This window comes from Caballeronia zhejiangensis (assembly GCF_000698575.1).
Taxonomy (GTDB): domain Bacteria; phylum Pseudomonadota; class Gammaproteobacteria; order Burkholderiales; family Burkholderiaceae; genus Caballeronia; species Caballeronia zhejiangensis.
In genome coordinates, this window is record NZ_JFHD01000021.1 from 78,302 (window position 1) to 102,665 (window position 24,364).

A 24,364-nucleotide genomic window follows, 5' to 3' on the forward strand; every position below is an offset into this window, starting at 1 on the left:
GCGCGCTCATGTCCAACATCATCAAGTTCGCCATGCTTCTGATCGGCGCGCTGCTCATCGCGCTCATCGTGCGCGTCGTGGTCGCGAGCGCTTCGCGCCCGGCCAATCAGCCCGTGACGACCGAGAAGGTGCAGGTGAGCGCCGCCGATCTGCCCCAAGGCCTGCTTCTGCGCGACGAAGACCTCGCGTGGAAGGCGATGCCCGCCAACCAGATTCCGCCCAACGCGATCATTTCGGGCGCGCAGAACGCGCCCGACCTCAAGGGCGCGCTGCTGCGCCATCCGGCCGCGAGCGGCGCGGTGCTGACCGCGGCCGATGTCTTTTTGCCGAACGCACCCGGCTTTCTCGCCGCGACGCTCAAGCCCGACATGCGCGCCGTGTCCGTCGCGGTCGATGACGTCTCCGGCAACGCAGGTCTGATTCAGCCGGGCGATTACGTCGATCTGTTGCTGACGCAGCAAATGGAGCGCCGCACCGATTCGCCGGACATGGCCGTATCGAGCGAAACCGTGGTCGAGCACGTACGCGTGCTGGCCGTCGGCTCGGAGATCAAGCGGCCCAAGAACAACGGCGACAGCAGCGAGCCCATCGCGCGCGCCCGCACCGTGACGCTCGAAGTGACGCCGCGCATGGGCGAGGTCGTCGCCGTGGCGGCGCGCCTCGGTTCCCTTTCGCTCGCGCTGCGCAGCTTCGCGACCGACAAGCGCGATCCGAACGCATCGGCGACTGCGGCGGCGCCTGCATCGTCCGCGCAGCACGCGCCGATCTGGGCCGGCGACATCTCGCGCGCCGTCCGCGATCTGCCGCGCTCGCGCCAGACGCAGGTCAGCGCGCCGGTTCGCGTGGCGGCGCCCGCGCGTCCGGTCACGATCTATCGCGGATCGGAGAAGGGCGAAGCCGGTGCGACGGTCGCGCAGGTCGGCGGATCGTCGGACGCCGCGCCGCCGATTCCGAGCGTGCCGGCCCGATGAGCATCGTCCGCCGCGGCCGAACGCGGCGCCGATATGGAGCAGCAGCATCAAGTCACGGCAGCACAGTGCCAGGATCGAATCTCATGAGAACGCAGTTGGACTTCAGCAGCATCGAAAGACGGAGCGCGCGAACCGTGCGGAACGCACGAATCGCGCTCGCGTGCGCCGGCGCGCTGCTGGCGGGGTCCGTAGCGGCGGCGCAGCCGGTCATGTCCACGAAGCCGGGCGATGACGCCGCGCCCGCCATGCAGCTCGCGCAGCAGACTCGCGTGCGCGCCGCGGCGCCTGCGCGGACCGCGCTCGCCGCCCAGGCGGACGCCGCCGTCACGCTCGGCCCGCTTACGCTCGACGCGGGCAAGGGCACGATGCTGCGCCTGCCCGAGGATGCGACTTCGGTGTTCGTGGCCGACCCGTCGATCGCGGACGTGCATGTGCCTTCGCCCAAGACCGTGTTCGTGCTCGGCAAGAAGAACGGCACGACGACCTTGTATGTGCTCGGGCCGGGCAACAAGACGCTGCTTCAGCGCACCGTGGTCGTCGCGCGCGACATGCTCTCGGTGCGCAACATGCTCGCCGCGCGCTTTCCGAACCTGAACCTGCAGACGAGCTCGGGCCAGGGCTCGCTGCTCGTCTCCGGCCAGGTGCCGACTTCCAGCGATGCCGATGCGATCGTGCAGGCGCTGACGCCGTTTCTCGCCGACAAGGAAGTGCTCATCAACCGCCTGACGGTGGACCGTCCGCTGCAGGTGCAGTTGCGCGTGCGCATCACGGAAGTGGACCGCAACGTGACGCAGCAGCTCGGCATCAACTGGCAGGCGCTCGGCAATTCGGGCAACTGGCTCGGCGGGCTCTTCGCGGGCCGCGCGATCCAGAATCTGAGCCAGCCGATCGTCGGTTCGAACGGCGGCGTCGTGTATCCGATCAACCTGCCGTCCAACAACGCGTTCTCCGTTCTCGCGGGCTTCAAGGCGGGCAATACGGACATTCGCGCGCTCATCGACGCACTGAATCAGGAAGGCCTGCTCACCGTGCTCGCCGAGCCGAATCTCGTCGCGATGTCCGGCCAGACGGCGAGCTTCCTCGCGGGCGGCGAGTTTCCGATTCCCGTCTCGCAGACCAACGGCGCGATCTCGGTCGAATTCAAGCAGTTCGGCGTCAAGCTCGACTTCACGCCGACCGTGCTCAACGAACGCCGCATCAGCCTGAAGGTGCGCCCGGAAGTGAGCCAGATCGATTCGACCGCGAGCGTGACGACCGGCGGCGTGACCGTGCCGGGCCTCTCGGTGCGCCGCGCCGATACGACCGTCGAGCTGGCGAGCGGCCAGAGCTTCGCGATCGGCGGGCTGTTGCAGAGCAATACCACCGACATCGTTTCGCAGATTCCCGGCATCGGCTCGATTCCGGTGCTCGGCAAGCTGTTCTCGTCGTCGAATTACCAGAACAACAAGACCGAGCTGGTCATCATGGTGACGCCGTATCTCGTCGAGCCGACCGATCCCGCGAAGCTGCGTTCGCCGCTCGATTCGCTGATCTCGCCTTCGAGCGACGTCGAATACAGCTTCCAGCGCAAGGCGGGCGCGCAGCCGTCCGCAACCGAACCGCGTCTCGTCGGCGCGGCGGGCTACGTCTACTGAGCGCCCAGCCATGAAACTCGCACTTCGCCCGAGCCGCGTCTCGACCCTCGCCGTGCTGCTCGCGCTCGCGTGCGGCCTGTCCGGGTGTTTCCACCCGCCGCGCAACATGCCCAACGAATCGGTGATCGGCTATGACGGCACCGGCGCCGTGCCGCCCGATTGCGCGGCGCTCTCGCGCCCGCCCGTTCTCTCCGATGCCGGCAGGCAGCGCCCGTCGATGCAATGGGGCTGCGCGACCTACACGAATCTCGCGGCGCAGCTCGCGCATCCGGCCGATATCGTCGCGCCGCAGCCGCTCGGCCCCGCCGACGGCGCGACCGCCGCCAGCGCGATGCGCCGCTACGAAACCGGCCACGTCCTCCAGCTCGACAAGTCGTCGACGCGCGATTCGAACTAGCGCCTTCACGGACCGAGAACATGAGCACCACCGAGATCAGCTTCTTCAAAGGCAAGCAGGGCGTCCGGATCGCCGACTTCATCGCGTTCGTGGCGGACCGCAAGACCGAGCAGGTCCTGAAGAGCTTCGTGCTCGAACAGGCGATGCCGCACGTTCACATCGCCGTCGGCAACGTGGACGACGCCATCGCGCATCTGTCGAAGATCGAGCGATCGCCGCTCTTTCTGCTCGTCGATCTGGAAGGATCGGTGATGCCGCTCTCCGACCTCGGCCGTCTCGCGGAAGTGTGCGAGCCCTCGGTGCAGGTGGTCGCGATCGGGGAGCGCAACGACGTCGGCCTGTTCCGCAGCCTGCTCAAGATCGGCGTGCGCGACTATCTCGTCAAGCCGCTGACGGTCGAGCTGCTCAAGCGCACCGTCAACGTCTCCGAGGGCAAGGTGAGCCCGGTGACGCTCGCGCGCGCCGGCAAGACCATCGCGTTCGCGGGCGCGCGCGGCGGCGTCGGCGTGACGACGCTCGCGCTCAATCTCGCGCGTTATCTCGCCGAGGACACGCATCGCCGCGTGGCGTACGTGGACCTGAAGATGTGCGGCGGCGCCGCCAACAGCATGCTCGGCACGCAGAGCAACAACGGCCTCGTCGACGTGCTGCAGAACGTGCATCGTCTCGATCCGCAATATGTCGAACGCACGCTGGTCTCGAACGGCAGCCGCCTGTTCATCCTGTCGGCGGATATCGACTACGGCACGACGAAGCAGTTCGAGCCGGGCGCGCTGCGCCGCGTCGTCGAGCTTCTGTGCGACAGCTTCCACTACGTGATTCTCGATATCGGCGATCCCAACGGCCCGCTCGCCGCCGAAGCCTTCGATCACGCGTCGCGCGTGTATCTCGTCGCGGACCGCTCGGTGCATGCGACGCGCGAGACGATCCGCATGCTGCGCTACATCGAGGATCGCGACAACAATCCGCCGACTTCCGTGGTGCTCAACAATCCGAACGCGGCGGCCGCAGGGAAGGTGCAGCAAACGGATTTCATGACGGCGATCGGCCGCACCGTGCTGCACGAAGTGCAGTTCGAGCCGAAAGCGCTCGCGACCGCCGAGAACCTTGGCGAAGCGCCGGTCGAGCGCGCGCAGAACGGCTTCACGCAGACTATCGCGCGCATCGCCAATGACCTCACCGGCCAGCACGCGACGGTCGAGCGCTCGTTCCTGAGCAAGTTCAAGCTCCGGAGGGCGTGATGTTCGGGCAAAAGCAGGTGCGCGCGGAGCCGCCGTCCGATTCCCGCGACGGCGCGAACGGACAGCCGCAAGGTGAGGCGCCGCCGCTTTCGCTCGTCGAGAAGCAGGCCGCCGCGCCCGCGCCTGCGCCCGTGCGCTCGCAGCAGCCGGACGGCAACGAAGCGCTCGTGCGCTCCGATCTCTTCAAGACGATCCGCGCGGGCGTCTTCGCGGCGATGAATCCGTCGGCGGCCGTCGGCAAGACGCGCGAGCAGATGAAGCCTGCGGTCGAAACGCTGGTGCTCGATGTCGCGGAGCGCGAGCGCCTGAACGTCACGATCGCGGAGCAGGTGCAGATCGTCGGCGAGCTGCTGAACGACATGTTCGGTCTCGGCCCGATCGAACCCTTGCTCGCCGATGAAACCATCACCGACGTGCTCGTCAACGGTCCCGATCAGGTCTGGGTCGAGCGGCACGGCCGGCTCGAACTGACCAACTGCAAGTTCCGCGACAACGCGCACGTCGTCAACGTCGCGCAGCGCATCGCGGCGGGCGTCGGACGTCGTGTCGACGAAAGCAGTCCGATGGTCGATGCGCGTCTCGCCGACGGCAGCCGGGTAAACGTCGTGCTGCCGCCGCTCGCGATCCACGGCGCGTCGATCTCCATCCGCAAGTTCTCGAAGCGCAACATCACGCTGCATCGCATGGCGACGCAGGGCAACCTGTCCGCGCAAATGGCGACCGTGCTCAAGCTCGCGAGCACATGCCGCCTCAACATCATCGTGTCGGGCGGCACCGGCTCGGGCAAGACGACGCTGCTCAACGCGCTGTCTCATTTCATCGGCCACGGCGAGCGCACGGTGACGATCGAGGATGCGGCCGAACTGCAACTCGTGCAGCCGCACGTCGTGAGTCTGGAGACGCGGCCGGAGAATGCCGAAGGTCTCGGCGCCGTGACGCAGCGCGATCTCGTGCGCAATGCGCTGCGGATGCGCCCGGACCGCATCATCCTCGGCGAAACGCGCGGCCCCGAAGCGTTCGACGTGCTGCAGGCGATGAACACCGGCCACGACGGTTCGATGACCACGATCCACGCGAACACGCCGCGCGACGGCATCACGCGTCTCGAATCGATGGTGATGATGGCGAACGGCAACCTGCCGCTCTTGTCGATCCGCCGGCAGATTGCGAGCGCCGTGCATTTCATCGTGCAGATCGAGCGCATGCGCGACGGCATGCGGCGCGTGACGCGCATCACCGAGCTCGTCGGCATGGAGGGCGACGTCATCATCACGCAGGATCTGTTCACGTTCCGCTACGACGCGAGCGCCTACAGCGAAGAAGTGAAGGGCGTCTTCGAAACCGCCGCCGTGCGTCCGGCCTTCGCGCAGCGCGCCGCGTACTACGGCCTCGAAGATGCGCTTCTGGAAGCGATGAAGCCATGAACCTCGTCAATCTCATCACCGTCGCTTCGTTCGTCTGCGTGATGCTGCTCGGCGTGATGGTCGTCATCGTGCAGGACATGCGCAACAATCAGCCGCCGTCGCGCATCCGCCAACGCATGCAGACATCGTTCGCCGGGCGCGGCGCGAACGTGGCGAAGGCCAGCAAGCACGATCTCGACATCTTCCACGTCAATCGCCACGAGAACGCTTTCACGCGCTGGACCGGGCCGCGCCTCGCGCGCCTGCGCACGGTCGCGGGCGCGAACGGCCTTCGTATCGTGATCGTCGCGACGCTCGCGGGCGAGCTCGTCGCCGTCATCGTCAACCGTTTCGCGCCGATGCCGGATTTTCTGCCGCCGCTCGTGTCGATCGGCCTGCCGGCGCTCGCGCTGACCCAGTCGTACCGCTTTCTCGTCGAGCGTTTTCGCAAGCGCTTTCTCGACGGCTTCCCCGATGTCATCGACATGATCGTGCGCGCGGTGCGTGCGGGCGTGCCCGTGACGCAGGTGATCGGCAGCGCGGCGAGCGAATGCCGCGAGCCGCTCAAGAGCGAGTTCCAATTGATGGCCGACTCGCTGCAGGTCGGCCTCGATCTGGAAGAAGTGCTCGCGGTGGCGATGCGGCGCATCGAGATCGCGGATTTTTCGTTCTTCTGCGTATGTCTGCTGCTGCAGCGCGAAACCGGCGGCCAGCTCGGCGAGACATTGGAAAACCTGTCGGGCATCGTTCGCACGCGCCGCGAGATTCGCCAGAAAACCAAGGCGCTGACGGGCGAGGCGCGCATCACGACGAAGATTCTCGCGGCGATTCCGGTTGTCATCATGGGATCGATGTACGCGCTCAACCGCGACTATCTGATGGTGCTGTTCAACACCGATTCGGGTAACAACGTGCTCACGTTCGGCGTGATTTCCATCGTCGTGGGCCTGATCGTGATCGGCAAGATGTCGAAACTCGATACCTCGCGATGAACCAGAACCAGTTCGAAACGCTCATCAATCTGCTGATGCTGTTCGGCCTGTTCGCCGCGCTCGCCATCTGGTGGATGACCAAGCACGGCGGCACGCGCGGGCGCATCGCGGAGCGCGCGCGCATGGCCGCGGCCACGCACCGCTCCGACAACGTCGCGACGGACGACGGCGGCGATACGATGACGCGCGGCGAGCGCGTGATGCGCCGGCTCGCGCGCATCGGCGACAAGATCCCGTTCTTCGATGCGAAATATCGGCTCAAGCTGCAGAAGGAAATGGTGCGCAGCGGCTATCGCAGCAACCTCGCGGTGTCGATCCTGCTCGCGGTGAAATTCTTCTGCGGGCTCGCCTGCGCGGCGGCCACCGTGATGCTCGGCTCGCGCATTCCGATGGTCGGCGCGTATCCGGCCGCACGCGGCATCGCGATGCTGATGGTGTTCATCGTCGGCATGATCCTGCCGGAGTACGTGGTCGCGTTCCGGGCGTCGCGCCGCCGCAAGATGATGGCCGGCTGCCTGCCCGATGCGCTCGATCTGCTCGTCATTTGCACGAACGCGGGCAACAGCCTGGGCGTGTCGATCCGGCGCGTGGCCAACGAGCTGAAGACGATCTGCCCGCCGCTCTCCGACGAATTCGCGCTCGCCGCCGACGAGCTCAAGCTATCCGGCGACAGCACGCGCGCGCTCAACAATCTCGCCGAGCGCATCGATCTGCCGTCGATTCGCGCGCTCATCTCGACGCTCACGCAGTCGATGCGCTACGGCACGCCCATCACGCAGGCGCTGCGCACGCTGTCGCGCACCGAGCGTCTCGCGCATATCGTCTCGCTCGAAGAGAAGGCCGCGAAGCTCGCGCCGAAGATGGTCGTGCCGATGATGCTGTTCATTCTGCCCGCCATCATCTCGATCGCGGCGGGCCCTGCCGTCATTCAGTTGCTTGCGTTCATCGCGGGAAATAAATGAAGCCATCCTTCCAACGCACCGCGCGTATCGCGGCACTCGCCTCCATGCTCGCACTCGTGCTGGCCGCCACCGGCTGCACGACCACCGTGCGCCAGGTGACCGAAACGCGCCCCGTGCTGCGCAACTCCGCGCCGAGCACGATGAGCGAACTGCGCATCGCCGACACGGCGCTCGAATCGAACAACTTCGAGCTCGCGACTTCGCTGTACGAGAAGATCGTGCAGGCCGATCCGAAGTCCGTGCCCGGCCTGACGGGTCTCGGCAACACGCTGTACGGCGTCGGCGATTTCACGCGCGCGGGCGTCTACTATCAGCGCGCGAGCCAGATCGATCCGAAGGCGACGCCGCCGCTCATCGGCATCGCGCGCGTGGCGATTCATCAACGACGTTTCGCCGACGCCATCGCGACGTATCATCGCGTGCTCGCGATCACGCCGAACGATCCGCTCGCCTGCGCGGGCCTCGGCGCGGCGCTCGATCTCTCCGGCGATCACGCGCGCGCGCAAGCGCTGCTGCGCGAAGCGCTGATCGCGAATCCGGGCGATCCGATGCTGTCGCTGAATCTCGGTCTTTCGCTCACGCTGTCGGGCGATCCGCGTCAGGGCGCGAACGTGCTGCTCGACGTGACGCGCTTTCCCGCCGCGCCGCCGCAAGCGCGCCAGAATCTCGCGCTCGCGTACGGCCTGCTCGGCAACGATGAAGCCGCCGCCGCGATCCTGTCGCGCGATTTGCCGAAGGCGTCGGTGCGCGACAACCTGCGTTACTACGAACTGCAGCGCGAGCGCGACGGACAGACGAGCGCGCAGCCGTCGAAGAGCGTCGCCGTCTCCGCGATCGCGACGCCCAAGGTCCAGACGGCGAGCGTGAAATGATCTTGCGCGCGCGGTCGCTCGGAAACCGCCGCTTCTGGAAGCGCATCGCGCGCGACGAGCGCGGCGTATCGGCGATCGAGTTCGCGATCGTCGCGCCGGTGCTGTTCATCCTGATTCTCGGCACGGTCGAAGTCGCGCTCGACATGATCGTCGACGCCTCCGTGCAATACGCGGCGCAGCAGGCCTCGCGCGCGGGGCTCACGACGACCGATCCGTCGAGCGGCACGCGCAGCCAGGAGGCGGCGCGCATCGTCAACAACATTCTCGGCGGCTGGAAGAACATCAACGGCACCGTCGATATCAAGACCTACGCGTACGACTCGTACAACGATATTTCCGCAGGCAACTACGAGGACACGATGGGCGGCTTCGGCGATGTCGTGCTCTACCAGATCACGGTGACGATGCCGACCTTCTCGGGCATTCCGAAGCTCTTCGGCATCAACTCGATGACCTTCCAACGCAACTATCTCGTGCAAAACGAAAAATGAAGCCCGTCAGCGCAACGATGCGATCCCTGTTCGCGGCGGCCGTCACGCGACGCGTGCGCTCGGTGTCGAAACGGCTCATGCGCTCGGAGCGCGGCGCCGTGACGATCGAATTCGTGATCGTCGTGCCCGTGATGCTGCTGATCCTGCTCGGCTTCACCGAGCTGTATCTGTACATGCGCGCCGTGAGTCTCGTCGAGCATACGGCGTTCACGCTCGCGGATTCGATCGGCCAGATGAGCAACGTCATCGACGACACGTCGGACAAGAACAACGCGACCAACGCGAACAGCCTCACGTCGATCTGGGCGGCGGCGGTCACGCTCGCGCAGCCGAATACGCTCGACAGCAAGGGCGGCGTCATCATCACGGCGATCTGCGACCAGAATGTGAACTGCAATTGCACGCAGATGGGCGGAACGCTCGCGCAGACCAAGGGCACGCCGGCGATCATGTGGAGCGCGAAGCCGAAATGGCAGCCGACGGGCATGACGTCGAGCGTCACGGCGACGAAGGTCGTGCCGAGCAACTGGCCGTTCCGCTACGGCGATTCGGCGGTGGCGATCGAAGTCTTCTACCGTTACACGCCGTTCTCGATGACCGCGCCGTTCTGGCGCAGCGCACCGGGCGAGACGACGATCTACGAGCGTGTCTTCGTTCGTCCGCGCAACGGGCAGGTGCTGGCGCTCTCGAACCCATCCTCGACCTTGTCGACATCGCAATGCGAAAGCAGCACGGCCCTCTGAGCGCGCGCAGCGCGCGCAATCTGGTGTGCGGCGACGAGGGCGCCGTCACGATGATGTTCGCGATCTGCGCGAGCATGATGATCGGCTCGATGTGCATGGCCATCGACTCGATCCACTACGAAATGACGCAGGCGCGCATGCAGATGGCGCTCGACGTCGCGACGCTCTCGGCGGGCGCGGATCTCGCGCACTACGACACCACCAAGCCCGCCGATCTCGCCAACTGGAAGACCGACGCGCGCGCGTTCTACGACGTCAACATGCCGTCCGGCTATCTGGCGCTGAACATGCCCAACGCGAATTTCTCGGCGTCGGTGACGGGCGCGCCCGCGACGGGGCAGACCATCAAGCTCTCGGCATCCGGCTCGATGCCGCTGCTTGCGCCGGTCTTCTTCGGCAAGGCCAAGACGGACACGGGTTCCGACAGCGGCAACAACCAGACCAATCCCGACACGGCGACCGTCAGCGCGAGCAACGCGGCGCTGCGCCTGCCCAAGAGCACGCTCGAACTGGTGATGGTGCTCGACAATACCGGCTCGATGTCCGACTACGCGAACACCAAGGACTACACGGCGGGCACGAAGATCACGGGCTTGCGCGCGGCCGCGCAGAATCTCGTCACCAGCATCTTCCAGTCGTCCACGACCGATTCGTATGTCGGCCTCGTGCCGTTCACGACGATGGTCAACGTGAAGAATGCGTTGCAGCCCACCGGCAAGTGGATCACGCCGCTGTTCGACAACTACAACGCCCAGCATATGTCGATGACCGCCAGCAAGAACTGGAAGGGTTCGGGCTGGGGCGGCTGCGCGGTCGAGCCGCGCGACGCGGGCGGCAACCTGCGCGCGGAGGCCTACGAGCCGGCGTCGTCGCCGAACTTCAGGCCCTTCTTCTGGAACGTGCCGAAGAACAGCTTCTCGGTCTACACGTACACCAAATCGACGAAGAACAAGATCACCACCTGCACGATCAACAGCAACCCGACCGTCACGGTCGGCGCGCCGCTCACGTATCTCACGAGCGGCAGCGTGACGACTTCGTGCGGTACGACATACTCGGGCGCAACGCCGCCCGCGATTTACGACCAGTGGTACGTCAATTCGAGCAGCAATTCGACTTCGACCACGACCTACGATCAGAACGGCAATACCAACTACGGCACCAATGGTCCGTGCAACATCGCGCCTGCGCTCTTCCTCACGAAGAGCCAGAGCGATCTGACGACCGCCATCACCAACATGAAGGCGGCCGGCTCGACGCTGATCCCGACCGGTCTCCTGTGGGGCTGGCGCATGCTGAAGTCGTCGTGGTCGGACAATGTGGCGGGCGCGGGCAACGGCTTCATTTCGACCGACACGTCCTTGCCGCGCCCGGAGACGACGCAGGGCTTGCAGCGCGTGGTCATCGTGCTGACGGACGGCGAGAACGATCCGGGCGGATCGACGGGCTTCATGCCGCCGCAGGCATTCAACGGATTGTCGGGCGTGGGCCGCGCGGATCTGACGTCGAGCACGGTGTTCCCCAAAGGCCCCGGGTCGATGGGCTCCGTCGACGACATCAATACGTACCAGCTCGCGGTGTGCTCGGCGATGAAGCAGGACGGCATCATCATCTATTCGATTACGTTCGGCACTTACGGAACGGATACGGCCAGCGTGAGCGCGCAGACGACGATGCAGAACTGCGCGAGCCCCGGCAACTACTATCACGCGCCGAGCAACACGACGCTCAATCAGATCTTCCAGCAGATCGCGGGCAATCTCGGCGTGCTGCGTCTTACGCAGTAAGGTTTTCGGGCGAGGCGGGCACGCACGTTGCTCGCTTCGTCAGGGCAAGTCCACTTCACCAAGGAGGTCCGACATGCCCGAAAAGAAAACTCTCGAGCGCGCGGCGAAAGCCAAACGCGAAGGCAAGTCCCCGAGCACGCAAGCCGGCGCATTCGTGAAGGAGCAGATCGATCACGTTCGCGAGGGCAAGCACGGCGCGAAATCGGCGAAGCAGGCCATCGCCATCGGTTTGTCCGAGGCGCGTCGCTCAGGCGTGAAGATGAAGCCGCCGAAGAAGGGCACGGCGTCCGAGGCGACACGCAAGAAGGCCGCGCAGGACACCAAGGCCGCGCATCGGACGAAGAAGAGCCCGAGCACGGAGTCGAAGGCGAAGCGCTCGGCAACGTCCACGCGCGTGCTCAAGCGCGAAAGCACCAAGGCCGCTTCGCACAAGTCGCTGTCGCGGCAGACGCATGCAGCCGCGAGCCGGCGCTCGGCGGCGGATCGCTCGGCAGCCGCGAAGAAGGGCTGGGCGACGCGCCGCAGGAACGCGGCCGCGAAGTCCAAAGGCTCGCATGCGCGTCACGCATCGCGTTGAGTCGGCAGCATCCGGGCGTACGACACGGCCATCGTCGCGAGTTCCTGCGCGGCGGGCGTGAGCGGCACGCCCGCGCGGCGCAGCAGGCAGACGGGCGTTCTCCCGGCACGTTCGGCGATCGGCACGATCTCGACGTGCTCGCGAAAGAACGGATGTCCGGTGAGGCTCGCGGGTTCGAGCCCGAGATAATCGCTCGACGCAAGGCAATGCAGCGTGTCGAAGACCGCTTCGGTCGTCGCGGCGATGCGCGGCGGCGCGAGCTTCGCGTGCTCGAAGAGCGCCGATAGCTTGTTGGCCGGCGCGCCGCCGCCGCGCTGGCGTGTGCTGACCCATTCGGCGTTCTGCAAGTCGGCCAGTGCGCGCGAACGTGCGAGCGGATGACCGCGCCGCGCGATCACCGCGACGTCGGAATCGAAGAGCGGCGTCGTTTCCATGTCGTGGATGTCCGCGCCCGGTGCGATCAGCGCGAGCGCGAAATCGAGGCTGCCGTCGCGGACCCACGAAGTCAGCATCCGCGACGTCGCGCTCGTCAGATGCACATCGATGCGCGGACAGCGCTCCCGATAGCTCGCCAGCAGCGCGGGAAAAAGCCGCATGGTCGCTTCGGCCGCGAGTCCGAGCGCGACGCGACCCGTCAGTTCGCCGCGCAACTGGCGCATCTCGTCTTCCGTCTTGCGGCATTCCCCCAGAATCAAGTCGGCGCGTACACGCAAGCGCTCGCCGATCGGCGTGAGCCGCGCGCCGCGCACGTCGCGTTCGAAGAGCGGCCCGCCCGCGATCGCTTCGAGCTTCTGCAACTGCTGCGTGATGCCGCTTGGCGCAACGTCGAGCCGGCGCGCGGCGGCGCGCACGCTGCCCGCATCGGCGACGGCGACGAACATGCGCAACTGCGTGAGAGTCAGATCCACGTTCCGCGTCTCCGTCGGTGATCTCAAAAACTGAACATGATAAGCAAAACGCCTCTTTTTACGAGCGTTTTGGGCCCGTACCATCGGTGGCCACAATCAGGAGGCACCGCGTTCATGCTCAGACTCAGCACGCTTTTTCTCGCCGCCGCGCTCGCCGCCGCCGCGCCGGTTCACGCTAAAGACGCCGACACCTTGCGCCTCGGCATCGATCCCGGTTATCCGCCGATGGACGTGAAGACGCCCGATGGCCACGTCGCGGGCTTCGACGTGGATCTCGGCGATGAAATCTGCCGCCGCATCGCGATGCGCTGCCAGTGGGTCGAACTCGAGTTCTCGGGGATGATTCCCGCGCTGCAGGCCCGCAAGATCGACGGGATCATGTCGTCGATGGCAATCACCGACAAGCGCATGAAGCAGATCGCTTTCTCCACCAAGCTCTTCCAGTTCCGCTCGCGGCTGATCGCGAAGCAGGGCGCGCCGCTCACGGCGAGCGCGCAGGGCTTGCGCGGCAAGCGCATCGGCGTGCAGAGCGGCAGCCAGTTCGAAACCTACGCGATGAAGAACTGGCAGCCGGGCGGCGTCGAAGTGGTCGCGTATCAGAGCATGGACGGCGTGCTCAACGATCTGACCGCGGGACGCATCGATGCCGCGCTGCTCGGCTCCGTCGAAGCGGAGCACGGCTTTCTGAAGACGCCGCGCGGCGCGGGTTTCGCGTTCGTCGGCGAGCCGCTGTCGATGGGCGATCACGGCGTCGGCATGGGTCTGCGGCAGGAGGATGCGGCGCTGAAGGCCCAGGTCGACAAGGCCGTGGGCGACATGCGCGCGGACGGCACGTATCAAAGAATCGCGCGCAAGTATTTCGATTTCGACGTCTACGGCGACTGAACATGCACACTCAACGTCATCCGCTCGTGTCGACGACGCTCGGCACGTCGCGCGAACTCGCCAGCTTTCATTTCGGCGATGCCGCGAACGGCGAAAGCGTTTATCTGCAAGCGTCGCTGCACGCCGACGAAACCCCCGCCATGCTCACCGCGTGGACCTTGAAGCAGCGTCTCGCCGCGCTCGAAGCCGAAGGGCGCATGCGCGGCGAAATCGTGCTGGTGCCGGTGGCGAATCCCATCGGCTTGTCGCAGCATGTGCTCGGGCAATTCCTCGGGCGCTTCGAGGCGAACAGCGGCCACAACTTCAACCGCGATTTTCCGATGCCGTCCGCTGCCGCGCTGATCGAACGCGTGGGCGCGCGCTTATCGTCCGGCGATGCCGCGCACAACGCGCGTCTGCTGCGCGGCGCGCTCGTCGAGATGCTCGGCGAAACGACCGCGAAGAACGAGTTCGAATCGCTGCGGCTTGCGCTGCTCGGGCTGGCGTCGAAAGCGGATGTCGTGCTCGATCTGCATTGCTCGCTCGAAGCGACGATGCACATCTACACGAGTCCCGCGAGCTGGCCCGCGATCGAGCCGCTCGCGCGCTATCTCGGCGCGAACGGCGTGCTGCTGGCGACGGATTCGGGCGGTCAATCTTTCGACGAGGTTCATGCGCTTTTGTGGAACGAGCTGCGCGAGCGCCTCGGCGATGCAACGCCGCTCGGCGCGCCGAACATTGCGGCGACGATCGAGCATCGCGGCCAGCGCGATGTCGATTACGACACGGCGTCGCATGATGCGGAGGCCATCGTCGATTATCTGATCGCGCGCGGCGTGATCGAAGGCGAGGCGAAGGACGCGCCGCCGCTCGCGCAGGCCGCGACGCCGCTCGCGGGCAGCCAGCAACTGACGGCGCCGGCGAGCGGAATCGTCGTGTATCGCGCGAAAGTGGGCGCGCGGCTGCAAGCGGGCGATCCGGTGTTCGATATCGTCGATCCGGTCACCGACTCGGTGACGACCGTCACGACGGCCAACGGCGGCGTGTTCTACATGCGACGCGCGGTCCGCTTCGTGTACGCGGGCGCGCCGATGGGGCGCGTAACGGGTGAGAAGGCGATCAGGAGCGGGGTGTTGATCGGGGCGTGAGCGCGCCGAGCGCGTGTTTTCACTGCTCGCTAGAATGACTCCTCGCTTTCGAGGAGTCTCGCCATGCTGGATTTCGCACGCCACGCGCGCACGCTGACGCTCGATATCTCTTACGCCGATTCCGGTCCCGCCGACGCGCCCGTCGTGCTGCTGATCCACGGATGGCCGGATGCGGCGCGCGCGTGGAATGCCGTGGCCGCGCGGCTCAACGACGCCGGCTATCGAACCGTCGTGCCGGAGTTGCGCGGGGCGGGCGGCACGCGTTTCCTGCGCGACGACGCCGTGCGCGACGGCTCGGGCGTCGCGCTCGCGCGAGACGCCGTCGATCTCGCCGATGCGCTCGGCATCGCCACGTTCGATGTCGTCGGCCACGACTGGGGCGCGCGCGCCGCCTACACGATCGCCACGCTGTTTCCCGAGCGCGTGCGCCGCATGGCCGCGCTCGCGCTGGCGTATCAGCCGCGCGGCGTCTTCGAATTGCCCGACTTCTCGCAGGCGCGGCGCTTTTGGTACCAATGGTTCATGTCGCTCGACGGCGGCCCGGACGCCGTCGCCGCCGATCCCAAAGGCTTCGCGCGCATCCAGTGGGACACATGGTCGCCGCCCGGCTGGTTCGACGAAGCCGAATTCGCGGCGACGGCGCGCGCATTCGACAATCCCGACTGGGTGCCGATCACGCTGAACGCGTATCGCCGGCGCTGGCGGAGCGATCAGCCGTCCGATCCGGCGCTCGCCGATCTGTACGCGCGGCTTGCGACGATCGATCGCATCGGCGTACCGGCCTTGATGATTCAAGGCGGCGCGGACGCCTGCGACGAACCGGCGAGTTCGGAAGGCCAAGCGCGCTACTTCACGGCGGGCTATCGGCGCGTCGTTATCGATGGCGCCGGGCATTTTCCGCTGCGCGAGGCGCCGGATGCCGTCGCGGATGCGGTCATCGAACATCTGAAGTGATCGCCGAGCAGGCGAGCGCCTTGCGCAGTGTCACCGGACACTTCCGACACGTTTGGCGGCAAACACTGTATGCGTGTACAGTACTGATCGCTATGGCGGCCACGCACTTCCGAACACTCGTGCGACCTCGTCGAACACTTCGAGGATGCCGCCTAACTCATTGAACCGGTTGAAAAATTGGCATCGAATAACGCAATCCGCATTCGCGGCGCACGTCAGCACAACCTCAAGAATCTCGATCTCGACCTGCACACCGGCGAGATGACGGTCGTGACCGGCCCGTCCGGTTCCGGCAAGTCGAGCCTCGTGTTCGACACGCTCTACGCGGAAGGCCAGCGGCGCTACGTCGAAACCTTCAGCGCGTATGCGCGCCAGTTTCTCGACCGGATGGACCGTCCGCAGGTCGATCGCGTGGACGGCGTGCCGCCCGCGATCGCCATCGACCAGACGAATCCGGTGCGCAGTTCGCGTTCGACCGTCGGCACGATGACCGAACTGAACGATCATCTGAAGCTCTTCTACGCGCGCGCCGCCGAACTTTTCGACAAGAAGACGTCGCATCGCGTGCGTCACGACACGCCCGAGACGATCTACGCCGAACTGCTCGAACGCACGCGGGCCGATGATCCGCGTCTCGCGATCACGTTTCCGGTCGAATTGCCCGACACCGCGAGCGACGAGGAGGTCGAGCAGTGGCTCTCCGCGAGCGGCTATACGCGCGTGCAGGCGAAACGCCACGTCGAAACCGCAAGCGGCAAACGGCAGATGCTCGATGTCGTCGCGGATCGTTTTCGCTTGCAGAACATCGAGCGTTCGCGTGCGCTGGAGGCGATCGAAAGCGCGTTGCTGCGCGGCACGGGCCGCGTCGACGTCTATGTGCTGAAAGACGAAGGCGAGCCGGAGATCTGGCGTTTTTCCACCGGCCTGCACAGCCCGGAAAGCGATCTGCGCTACGCCGATCCGCAGCCGGCGCTGTTCTCGTTCAACTCCGCGTATGGCGCTTGCGAGACGTGCCGCGGCTTCGGACGCGTGATCGGCGTCGATTACGGTCTCGTCATCCCCGATGAAAAGAAGACGCTGCGCGAAGGCGCGATCAAGACATTGCAGACGCCCGCGTGGAAAGAGAACCAGGACGATCTCGTGCGCTACGGCGCGAAGGCGGGCATTCGCCTCGGCGTGCCGTGGAAGGATCTCACGCAGCAGGAGCGTGACTGGGTCATCAAGGGCTCTCCGGACTGGACGGGCAAGTGGCAGAACCAGTGGTACGGCGTGCAGCGCTTCTTCGATTATCTGGAGTCGAAGGCGTACAAGATGCACATCCGCGTGCTGCTGTCGAAATATCGCAGCTATACGACGTGTCCGGTGTGCGCCGGCGCGCGTCTGAAAACCGAATCGCTGCTGTGGCGTCTCGGCACGAAGGAACAGGCCGACGCAGTGCTTGCGCCGCAAGATCGCTTCATGCCGGAAGGCGTCGACTGGACGCGCGCGCAACTCGAAGCGCTGCCGGGCCTCACGGTGCACGATCTGATGCTGATGCCGATCGAGCGCATCCGCCGCTTCTTCGATTCGCTGACGCTGCCGTCGACCTTGCTCGACGAAGCGCTCAAGCTCTTGCACGCCGAGGTCCGCACGCGTCTGAAATATCTCTGCGATGTCGGTCTCGGTTATCTGACGCTCGATCGCCAGTCGCGCACGCTGTCCGGCGGCGAAGTGCAGCGCATCAATCTGACGACCGCGCTTGGCACGTCGCTCGTGAACACGCTGTTCGTGCTCGATGAACCGAGCATCGGTTTGCATCCGCGCGATCTGAACCGCATCGTCGAAGCGATGCATCGTCTGCGCGACGCGGGCAATACGCTCGTCGTCGTCGAGCACGATCCGTCGGTGATGCTCGCGGCCGATCGTCTCATCGACATGGGACCGGGTCCGGGCGAGCGCGGCGGGCAGATCGTCTATGACGGCGCACCCGACGACATTCAAGTCACCGACACACTCACCGGCGCGTATCTCGGCGGCCGCAAGCATGTCGCGCATGCGTCGAACTGGAATCGCCGCGTCGTCGATGCGAACACGCCGCGCCTCACGCTCGAAGGCGCGAGCGATCACAACCTGCGCGACGTGACGGTCGACATTCCGCTGCAACGTCTCGTGTGCGTGACGGGCGTATCGGGCTCGGGCAAATCGACGCTGATCCAGGACGTGCTCGCGCCCGCGCTGATGCGTCACTTCGGCAAGGCGACGGAAGCGCCCGGCGCGTATCGCGACCTGAAGGGCGCGGAGCATTTGAGCGATGTCGTGTTCGTCGATCAGTCGCCGATCGGCCGCACGGCGCGCTCGAATCCGGCGAGCTATGTCGGCGCGTTCGACGAAATTCGCAAGCTCTATGCGAAGGCGCCGCTCGCGTTGCAGCGCGGCTATAGCGCGAGCATGTTCAGCTTCAACTCGGGCGATGGACGCTGCCCGACGTGCGGCGGCTCGGGCTTCGAGCACGTCGAGATGCAGTTCCTGAGCGATGTCTACTTGCGTTGCCCCGATTGCGACGGACGCCGTTATCGCGCGGAAATCCTCGAAGTGAAGATCGAGCGCGGCGATCGTCAGTTGAGCGTCGCCGATGTGCTCGAGCTGACGGTGAGCGAAGCCGTCGCGCTGTTCGCCGGCGACAAGGAAGTGCTGCGCGTGCTGCAGCCGATCGTCGATGTCGGTCTCGAATACGTGAAGCTCGGCCAGCCCGTGCCGACGCTTTCGGGCGGCGAGGCGCAGCGTCTGAAGCTCGCGGGCTTTCTCGCGGAAACGTCGCAGACCAGCAAGAGCGAAAGCCGTCTCTTCATGTTCGACGAGCCGACGACGGGCCTGCATTTCGACGACATCGCGAAGCTGATGCAGGCACTGCGGCGCCTGCTCGAACGCGGTCATTCGCTGATCGTCATCGAACACAATCTCGATGTGATTCGCGCGGCCGACTGGATCATCGATCTCGGTCCGGAAGGCGGCGATGGCGGCGGGCAGCTCGTATGCGTCGGCACGCCGGACGATGTTTCGGCATGCGAACAATCGCATACGGGCCGCGCGCTGGTCGAATACGAAGAAGCGATGGCGCCCGGCGCGGCTCAAAAGCGCGCGGGCGTGCCGCTGCAACTCGCGGCGGAAGTCGCGAGCGCGCGACGTGCGTTGCAGGGCGAGAACGTGGTGCGGATCGTCAACGCGCGCGAGCACAATCTGAAGTCGCTCGATGTCGATATTCCGCATAACAAGTTCAACGTCGTGACGGGCGTGTCCGGTTCGGGCAAGTCGACGCTCGCGTTCGATATCCTTTTCCACGAAGGTCAGCGCCGTTACCTCGAATCGCTGAACGCATATGCGCGCTCCATCGTGCAGCCGGCGGGCCGTCCGGAAGTCGATGCCGTCTATGGCATTCCGCCGACCGTCGCGATCGAGCAGCGCCTGTCGCGCGGCGGACGCAAATCGACGGTCGCGACGACATCCGAAGTCTGGCACTTCCTGCGCTTGCTGTACGTGAAGCTCGGCATTCAGCATTGCATTCACGATGGCACGCCGGTCCAGTCGCAAAGTTCCGAATCGATCGCCGCGCAGATCATGCGCGATTTCAAGGGGCAGCATGTCGGACTGCTCGCGCCGCTCGTCGTCAATCGCAAGGGCGTCTATACCGATCTCGCGAAATGGGCGAAGGCGCGCGGCAATACGCATCTGCGTGTGGATGGCGAATTTCTGCCCGTGAGTCCGTGGCCGAAGCTCGATCGCTTCCGTGAACATACGATCGAATTGCCGGTTGCGGATCTAGTCGTGTCGGCGGACAACGAAGCGGAACTGCGGCGTTTGCTCGACGACACGCTCGAAATCGGCAAGGGCGTCATGCATCTTTGCGCGCCGCTCGATGAACTGCATGGGTCGTGGCACGACGGCGCGCGTCGCGGCAAGGAAGAAACGCGCGTGTTCTCGACGAAGCGCGCGTGCCCCGTTTGCGGCACGAGTTATCCGGAGCTCGATCCGCGCATGTTCTCGTACAACAGCAAACACGGCTGGTGCAACACATGCGTCGGGACGGGCGTGAAGCTCACGCGCGAACAGCGCGCCGCGTTCGACGACACGCTCTTCGCGCAGGACGATCGCGGACGCGAGCAGAGCATCGGCTCGGTCGATCAGGAACCGGACGATATCGTGGATCAGCCCTGCCCGGAATGCGAAGGCACGCGTCTGAACGATGTTGCGCGCGCCGTCACGTTCGGCAATTATCCGATCACGGAAGTCGGACGATGGACCGTCAGCGATACGCGCGAGTGGATTGCATCGCTCAAGCTCAAGGGCCGCGATGCGGATATCGCGCGTGACGTGGTCAGTGAAATCGAAGGGCGCTTGCAATTCCTCGAAGAAGTCGGGCTCGGCTATTTGAGCCTCGATCGCGCCGCGCCGACGCTTTCCGGCGGCGAAGCGCAGCGCATCCGTCTCGCGGCGCAACTCGGCAGTAATCTGCAAGGCGTGTGTTACGTGCTCGATGAACCGACCATCGGTTTGCATCCGCGCGACAACCTGATCCTGCTCTCCGCGCTCAAGAAGCTGAACGACAAGGGCAATACGCTCGTCGTCGTCGAGCATGACGAAGACACGATTCGCCGCGCGGATCACATCATCGATATCGGGCCGGGCGCGGGCAAGCGCGGCGGTACGGTCGTCGCGCAGGGCAACGTGACGGATCTCGCGGCGCACAAGGCGTCGCTCACGGGCCAGTTCCTCGCGAATCCGATCGTGCATCCGTTGCAGCCGCGCCGCGAAGTGCGCGCGGCGACCGCGAAGCGCGCCGCCGTGCCGGAGCAATGGCTGACGGTCGAAGGTGCGACGCTGCACAACTTGCGCAACGTGACGGCGACGATGCCGCTGAATCGGCTCGTCGCGATTACGGGCGTGTCGGGTTCGGGCAAATCGACGCTCGCGCGCGACGTGCTGATGACGAACCTGCTCGATGCCGTCGGCCGTTCGGTGTTGTCGTCGCCTGCGGTGCGGCGCGCGCGCAAGGCCGCGCAAGCGGACAAGCCCGCTGCCGGGTCGCGCGCCAGCGTGCTCGCGCGCGAAGCGCCGCGTCCGACGTTCGATGTCGCGCATGCGTGGCAGGGCTGCGCGGGCGTAACCGGTTTCGAGGCTATCGATCGCGTGCTCGAAGTCGATCAGACGCCGATCGGCAAGACGCCGCGTTCATGCCCGGCCACCTACATCGGCATGTGGGACACGATCCGCAAGCTCTTCGCCGATACGCTCGAGGCCCGCGCGCGCGGCTACACGCCGTCGCGTTTCTCGTTCAACACGGGCGATGGCCGTTGCCCGGCATGCGAAGGCCAGGGCGTGCGGACCATCGCGATGAGCTTCCTGCCCGATGTCAAAGTGCCGTGCGACGTGTGCCACGGCCAGCGCTTCAATCCGGAAACGCTCGCGGTGACATGGCGCGGCAAAAACATCGGCGAAGTGCTGACGATGGAGATCGACGAAGCCGTCGAGTTCTTCGCGTCGATGCAGAGCATCGCGCATCCGCTGCAATTGCTGCGCGATGTCGGCCTCGGCTATCTGACGCTCGGCCAGCCGTCGCCGACGCTGTCGGGCGGCGAGGCGCAGCGCATCAAGCTCGTCACCGAACTGTCGAAAGTGCGCGACGACGTCACGCGGCGCGGCCAGAAGCCGCCGCACACGCTTTATGTGCTCGATGAGCCGACCGTCGGCCTGCACATGGCGGACGTCGCGAAGCTGATACGCGTGCTGCATCGTCTGGTGGATGGCGGGCATAGCGTGATCGTCATCGAACACGATCTCGATGTGATCGCCGAAGCCGACTGGGTGCTCGATCTCGGCCCGGAAGGCGGCGTGAATGGCGGCACGATCGTCGCGGCGGCGGACCCGGACACGCTCGCGACGCATCCGCGCAGTCATACCGGCGCTGCGCTGCGGCCGGTTTTGGCGCGGACACGGGAGACCGAAAATGCTGCGTGATCTCGATACGCTGATCGCGTCGATGGAGCCCGAACTGCAGCCGGGCGCGTACGTGTTCGCGTCGCTGCCGCACGATGCGGTGGCGAGCGGCGCGGGCATCGTCGCGACGTTCCGCGAGCGCGAGGGATTGACGGTCGTGATGGAAGAAAGCGCGGCGCAGGCGGCCGGCGTCGCGCCGCTCTTTCGCGCGGCCTGGATCACGCTGACCGTTCATTCGGATCTGAACGCGGTCGGCTTGACGGCGGCGTTCGCGCGTGCGCTCGGCGAGGCGAACATCAGTTGCAATGTGATTGCGGCGGCGTATCACGATCACATCTTCGTTCCGGTCGAAGAGGGCGAACGCGCCGTCGAAGTCCTTCGGGATGTGCAACGCGCTGCTGGTAAGCTTTCGGCCTCATCAAAACCATGAAACCGACATAGATGGAAACGCAGGACAAAGCCGTCGCGCTGAGAAGAATGAAATGCTTCGCCGCCGGGCTGCTCGTCGCGGCCGGCGCCTTGTTCGCGCTCGCGAAAAGCCAGCACGATGCGGGCGCGTGGGCGTGGGTGTCGTCGTTCGCGGAAGCCGCGATGGTCGGCGCGCTCGCCGACTGGTTCGCGGTGGTCGCGCTGTTTCGGCATCCGCTTGGCGTGCCGATTCCGCACACCGCGATCCTGCCCGCGAACAAGGCGCGCGTCGCGGACAACCTGGCCGTGTTCGTTCGCGACCGTTTTCTCGGCACCGATGCGCTCGTCGCGCGCGTGAATGCGTTCGATCCGGCGAGCCGTCTGTCGATGTGGCTGGCCGAGCCTGCCAATGCCGAGTTGCTCGGCAAGAAGGCCGTGGGCGCGGTCGGGCAACTGCTGTCTTTCGTCGATGACGAGCGCGTGAAGTCGATGCTCTACGAGACGCTGCGCCGTCGCGCGGAGTCGTTCGATCTGGCGAGCGCGACGGGAAGCGTGCTGTCGACGCTGATATCGGACCGGCGTCATCAGTTGCTGCTCGATGAGGGCCTGAAGCAACTGGCCGGGTGGCTCGACAAGCCCGAAGTGCAGGAGATGCTCGCGACGCGCATCGTCGCGGTGGCGGGCGAGGAGTATCCGAAGCTCGTCGGTATGCTGGGATTCGTCGGACTGAATGCTGAAGACCTTGGCAACAAGTTTGCGGCCGGTCTCGTGCGCGGCGCGAATCAATGGCTGCACGATGTAAGCAGCGATCCCGAGCACGAGCGTCGCAAGGCTTTCGATGCGGCCGTGGAGCGGTTTGTCGAGCGGTTGAAGACGGATCCGGCGTTCAAGGCGCGCATCGACGAGCACAAGCGTGAGTGGCTGGAGCGGCCCGAGTTGCGGACATACGTGAACGGGCTGTGGGACGAGTTCATCGCGTGGCTCGATGCGGATATCAAGCGGCCGGATTCGGCGCTGCATGCGAAGGTCGTCGCGATGGCGGGCGGTTTTGCCGAGGCGCTCGGCAGCGATCCGGCATTGCGCGAGTCGATTAACGAGCATATGCGCGATGCTTTGAAGGCGCTTGCGCCGGAGTTGCGCGATGGCATCGCGAAGCATATTGCCGCCACCGTCAAGCAGTGGGACGATGCGACGCTCGTCAGGGATGTTGAGCTTAATATTGGGCGGGATTTGCAGTTCATTCGCGTGAATGGGACGCTTGTGGGAGGCGCCGTCGGGATTTTGATTCACGCTGTGAGTGCGGTTCTTGGTTGATTTTGTTTCTTCGCTGGATCCCGTGATTGGGTCGGGTCGGGGTTTCGCCGGATCCCGTTTTCGCGTCGGTCTATTAGCGTTGCCCCTGTGCGGGGCGGCACTTACTTTCTTTGCTGCTGCAAAGAAAGTAAGCAAAGAAAGCAGCTTCCGATACGCCCGCGGTCACACGCAATTTGGGTAGTCCTCTCGTCGATCGTGGGCTGCCTAAAGAGTGCCCTCATAGGCCCCATCGGGCTTGGCTCGCGCACGGTCTGAACCATCGCACCACACACCAAACTGGTTCAGCACCAAATAGCTCCAGCCCGCTTCGCGGCCGACCGGTCAATCGGGGATGCATGTGCTTCGCTACTAACGTCTTCATCTCGCCGCCTTCGCCGTACGTCGGTTTCCCTCGCATATCGGGCGGCAGCGCGTAGCGCTGTGCCGGATGTATGATTGCTGGACCCGCGCGTTGTAACTACTAGCTAGTCAGACCGTGCGCGAGCCAAGCCCGGTGATTGTGATGAGGGCACTCTTTAGGCAGCCCACGATGGACGAGAGGACTACCCAAATTGCGTGTGACCGCGGGCGTATCGGAAGCTGCTTTCTTTGGTTACTTTCTTTGCAGCAGCAAAGAAAGTGACTGCCGCCCCGCACAGGGGCAGTGCTAATAGACCGACACGAAACCGGGATCCGGCGAAACCCCGAACCGACACGAAACCGGGATCCGGCGAAACCCCGAACCGACA

At 65.4% G+C, this 24,364-nt stretch carries 19 protein-coding genes; 18 read left to right on the forward strand and 1 reads right to left on the reverse strand.

The annotated features are described in order from the left end of the window. The first annotated feature begins 8 nt into the window (after positions 1 to 8). From cpaB to BG60_RS23685, 12 genes are all read left to right on the forward strand, one after another. Positions 9 to 971 (forward strand): Flp pilus assembly protein CpaB, encoded by a 963-nt coding sequence (cpaB, locus tag BG60_RS23630; RefSeq protein WP_008352917.1) that lies wholly within the window; start codon positions 9 to 11, stop codon positions 969 to 971. A gap of 245 nt (positions 972 to 1,216) precedes the next feature. Further along, on the forward strand, positions 1,217 to 2,605 hold the full coding sequence (locus tag BG60_RS23635) for a type II and III secretion system protein family protein (protein ID WP_033536724.1): 1,389 nt from the start codon (positions 1,217 to 1,219) through the stop codon (positions 2,603 to 2,605). A 10-nt stretch (positions 2,606 to 2,615) separates the two neighbouring features. Next, positions 2,616 to 3,002, forward strand: a complete 387-nt coding sequence (locus BG60_RS23640; RefSeq protein ID WP_008352921.1) for a CpaD family pilus assembly lipoprotein — start codon at positions 2,616 to 2,618, stop codon at positions 3,000 to 3,002. Positions 3,003 to 3,022: 20 nt separating this feature from the next. After that, positions 3,023 to 4,243 carry a CpaE/TadZ family protein gene (locus BG60_RS23645; protein ID WP_008352922.1) on the forward strand — a complete coding sequence of 407 codons (1,221 nt, stop codon included), beginning with the start codon at positions 3,023 to 3,025 and terminating at the stop codon, positions 4,241 to 4,243. Continuing rightward, positions 4,243 to 5,667, forward strand: a complete 1,425-nt coding sequence (locus BG60_RS23650; RefSeq protein WP_008352923.1) for a TadA family conjugal transfer-associated ATPase — start codon at positions 4,243 to 4,245, stop codon at positions 5,665 to 5,667. Before BG60_RS23645 ends, BG60_RS23650 begins: the two co-directional genes overlap by 1 nt. Continuing rightward, the gene (locus BG60_RS23655) at positions 5,664 to 6,638 is read left to right on the forward strand and encodes a type II secretion system F family protein (RefSeq protein ID WP_008352924.1); all 975 of its coding nucleotides are present in this window, start codon (positions 5,664 to 5,666) and stop codon (positions 6,636 to 6,638) included. Before BG60_RS23650 ends, BG60_RS23655 begins: the two co-directional genes overlap by 4 nt. Next, positions 6,635 to 7,600, forward strand: a complete 966-nt coding sequence (locus BG60_RS23660) for a type II secretion system F family protein (protein WP_008352925.1) — start codon at positions 6,635 to 6,637, stop codon at positions 7,598 to 7,600. The genes BG60_RS23655 and BG60_RS23660 overlap by 4 nt, the downstream gene beginning before the upstream one ends. Continuing rightward, positions 7,597 to 8,472: a tetratricopeptide repeat protein gene (locus BG60_RS23665; RefSeq protein ID WP_008352926.1), complete on the forward strand. Its 876-nt coding sequence runs from the start codon at positions 7,597 to 7,599 to the stop codon at positions 8,470 to 8,472. The genes BG60_RS23660 and BG60_RS23665 overlap by 4 nt, the downstream gene beginning before the upstream one ends. Next, on the forward strand, positions 8,469 to 8,963 hold the full coding sequence (locus BG60_RS23670) for a TadE/TadG family type IV pilus assembly protein (protein ID WP_008352927.1): 495 nt from the start codon (positions 8,469 to 8,471) through the stop codon (positions 8,961 to 8,963). The genes BG60_RS23665 and BG60_RS23670 overlap by 4 nt, the downstream gene beginning before the upstream one ends. Then, positions 8,960 to 9,706: a TadE/TadG family type IV pilus assembly protein gene (locus tag BG60_RS23675; RefSeq protein ID WP_008352928.1), complete on the forward strand. Its 747-nt coding sequence runs from the start codon at positions 8,960 to 8,962 to the stop codon at positions 9,704 to 9,706. The genes BG60_RS23670 and BG60_RS23675 overlap by 4 nt, the downstream gene beginning before the upstream one ends. Further along, a complete protein-coding gene (locus BG60_RS23680) occupies positions 9,682 to 11,493 on the forward strand; it encodes a TadE/TadG family type IV pilus assembly protein (protein WP_008352929.1) in 1,812 nt (603 codons plus the stop codon). Before BG60_RS23675 ends, BG60_RS23680 begins: the two co-directional genes overlap by 25 nt. Before the next feature lie 73 nt (positions 11,494 to 11,566). After that, positions 11,567 to 12,070 carry a DUF6496 domain-containing protein gene (locus BG60_RS23685; protein ID WP_008352931.1) on the forward strand — a complete coding sequence of 168 codons (504 nt, stop codon included), beginning with the start codon at positions 11,567 to 11,569 and terminating at the stop codon, positions 12,068 to 12,070. Here BG60_RS23685 and BG60_RS23690 read toward each other — a convergent pair. Then, positions 12,055 to 12,978, reverse strand: a complete 924-nt coding sequence (locus BG60_RS23690) for a LysR family transcriptional regulator (RefSeq protein WP_008352934.1) — start codon at positions 12,976 to 12,978, stop codon at positions 12,055 to 12,057. The two genes, BG60_RS23685 and BG60_RS23690, sit on opposite strands and share 16 nt — an antisense overlap. A gap of 114 nt (positions 12,979 to 13,092) precedes the next feature. Between BG60_RS23690 and BG60_RS23695 the strand changes: the two genes are divergently transcribed. The 6 genes from BG60_RS23695 (at position 13,093) to BG60_RS23720 (ending at position 23,636) form a co-directional block, all read left to right on the forward strand. Further along, on the forward strand, positions 13,093 to 13,863 hold the full coding sequence (locus tag BG60_RS23695; RefSeq protein ID WP_008352936.1) for a transporter substrate-binding domain-containing protein: 771 nt from the start codon (positions 13,093 to 13,095) through the stop codon (positions 13,861 to 13,863). A gap of 2 nt (positions 13,864 to 13,865) precedes the next feature. Continuing rightward, positions 13,866 to 14,990, forward strand: a complete 1,125-nt coding sequence (locus BG60_RS23700; RefSeq protein WP_008352939.1) for a succinylglutamate desuccinylase/aspartoacylase family protein — start codon at positions 13,866 to 13,868, stop codon at positions 14,988 to 14,990. A 63-nt stretch (positions 14,991 to 15,053) separates the two neighbouring features. Continuing rightward, positions 15,054 to 15,944, forward strand: coding sequence for an alpha/beta fold hydrolase (locus BG60_RS23705; protein ID WP_008352942.1), 891 nt, complete (start codon positions 15,054 to 15,056; stop codon positions 15,942 to 15,944). Positions 15,945 to 16,121: 177 nt separating this feature from the next. Further along, positions 16,122 to 21,935 (forward strand): excinuclease ABC subunit UvrA, encoded by a 5,814-nt coding sequence (gene uvrA, locus BG60_RS23710; protein ID WP_034473102.1) that lies wholly within the window; start codon positions 16,122 to 16,124, stop codon positions 21,933 to 21,935. Then, positions 21,925 to 22,344 carry an ACT domain-containing protein gene (locus BG60_RS23715; RefSeq protein WP_008352946.1) on the forward strand — a complete coding sequence of 140 codons (420 nt, stop codon included), beginning with the start codon at positions 21,925 to 21,927 and terminating at the stop codon, positions 22,342 to 22,344. Before uvrA ends, BG60_RS23715 begins: the two co-directional genes overlap by 11 nt. 11 nt (positions 22,345 to 22,355) lie before the next feature. Further along, positions 22,356 to 23,636, forward strand: a complete 1,281-nt coding sequence (locus tag BG60_RS23720; RefSeq protein ID WP_008352947.1) for a DUF445 domain-containing protein — start codon at positions 22,356 to 22,358, stop codon at positions 23,634 to 23,636. The last annotated feature ends 728 nt before the right edge of the window (positions 23,637 to 24,364 follow it).

Excerpts from the sequence above, each read along its gene's own strand:
- cpaB (WP_008352917.1), top strand. The coding sequence starts at position 9 with ATGTCCAACATCATCAAGTTCGCCATGCTTCTGATCGGCGCGCTGCTC.
- BG60_RS23635 (WP_033536724.1), top strand. The coding sequence starts at position 1,217 with ATGCAGCTCGCGCAGCAGACTCGCGTGCGCGCCGCGGCGCCTGCGCGG.
- BG60_RS23640 (WP_008352921.1), top strand. The coding sequence starts at position 2,616 with ATGAAACTCGCACTTCGCCCGAGCCGCGTCTCGACCCTCGCCGTGCTG.
- BG60_RS23645 (WP_008352922.1), top strand. The coding sequence starts at position 3,023 with ATGAGCACCACCGAGATCAGCTTCTTCAAAGGCAAGCAGGGCGTCCGG.
- BG60_RS23650 (WP_008352923.1), top strand. The coding sequence starts at position 4,243 with ATGTTCGGGCAAAAGCAGGTGCGCGCGGAGCCGCCGTCCGATTCCCGC.
- BG60_RS23655 (WP_008352924.1), top strand. The coding sequence starts at position 5,664 with ATGAACCTCGTCAATCTCATCACCGTCGCTTCGTTCGTCTGCGTGATG.
- BG60_RS23660 (WP_008352925.1), top strand. The coding sequence starts at position 6,635 with ATGAACCAGAACCAGTTCGAAACGCTCATCAATCTGCTGATGCTGTTC.
- BG60_RS23665 (WP_008352926.1), top strand. The coding sequence starts at position 7,597 with ATGAAGCCATCCTTCCAACGCACCGCGCGTATCGCGGCACTCGCCTCC.
- BG60_RS23670 (WP_008352927.1), top strand. The coding sequence starts at position 8,469 with ATGATCTTGCGCGCGCGGTCGCTCGGAAACCGCCGCTTCTGGAAGCGC.
- BG60_RS23675 (WP_008352928.1), top strand. The coding sequence starts at position 8,960 with ATGAAGCCCGTCAGCGCAACGATGCGATCCCTGTTCGCGGCGGCCGTC.
- BG60_RS23680 (WP_008352929.1), top strand. The coding sequence starts at position 9,682 with ATGCGAAAGCAGCACGGCCCTCTGAGCGCGCGCAGCGCGCGCAATCTG.
- BG60_RS23685 (WP_008352931.1), top strand. The coding sequence starts at position 11,567 with ATGCCCGAAAAGAAAACTCTCGAGCGCGCGGCGAAAGCCAAACGCGAA.
- BG60_RS23695 (WP_008352936.1), top strand. The coding sequence starts at position 13,093 with ATGCTCAGACTCAGCACGCTTTTTCTCGCCGCCGCGCTCGCCGCCGCC.
- BG60_RS23700 (WP_008352939.1), top strand. The coding sequence starts at position 13,866 with ATGCACACTCAACGTCATCCGCTCGTGTCGACGACGCTCGGCACGTCG.
- BG60_RS23705 (WP_008352942.1), top strand. The coding sequence starts at position 15,054 with ATGCTGGATTTCGCACGCCACGCGCGCACGCTGACGCTCGATATCTCT.
- BG60_RS23715 (WP_008352946.1), top strand. The coding sequence starts at position 21,925 with ATGCTGCGTGATCTCGATACGCTGATCGCGTCGATGGAGCCCGAACTG.
- BG60_RS23720 (WP_008352947.1), top strand. The coding sequence starts at position 22,356 with ATGGAAACGCAGGACAAAGCCGTCGCGCTGAGAAGAATGAAATGCTTC.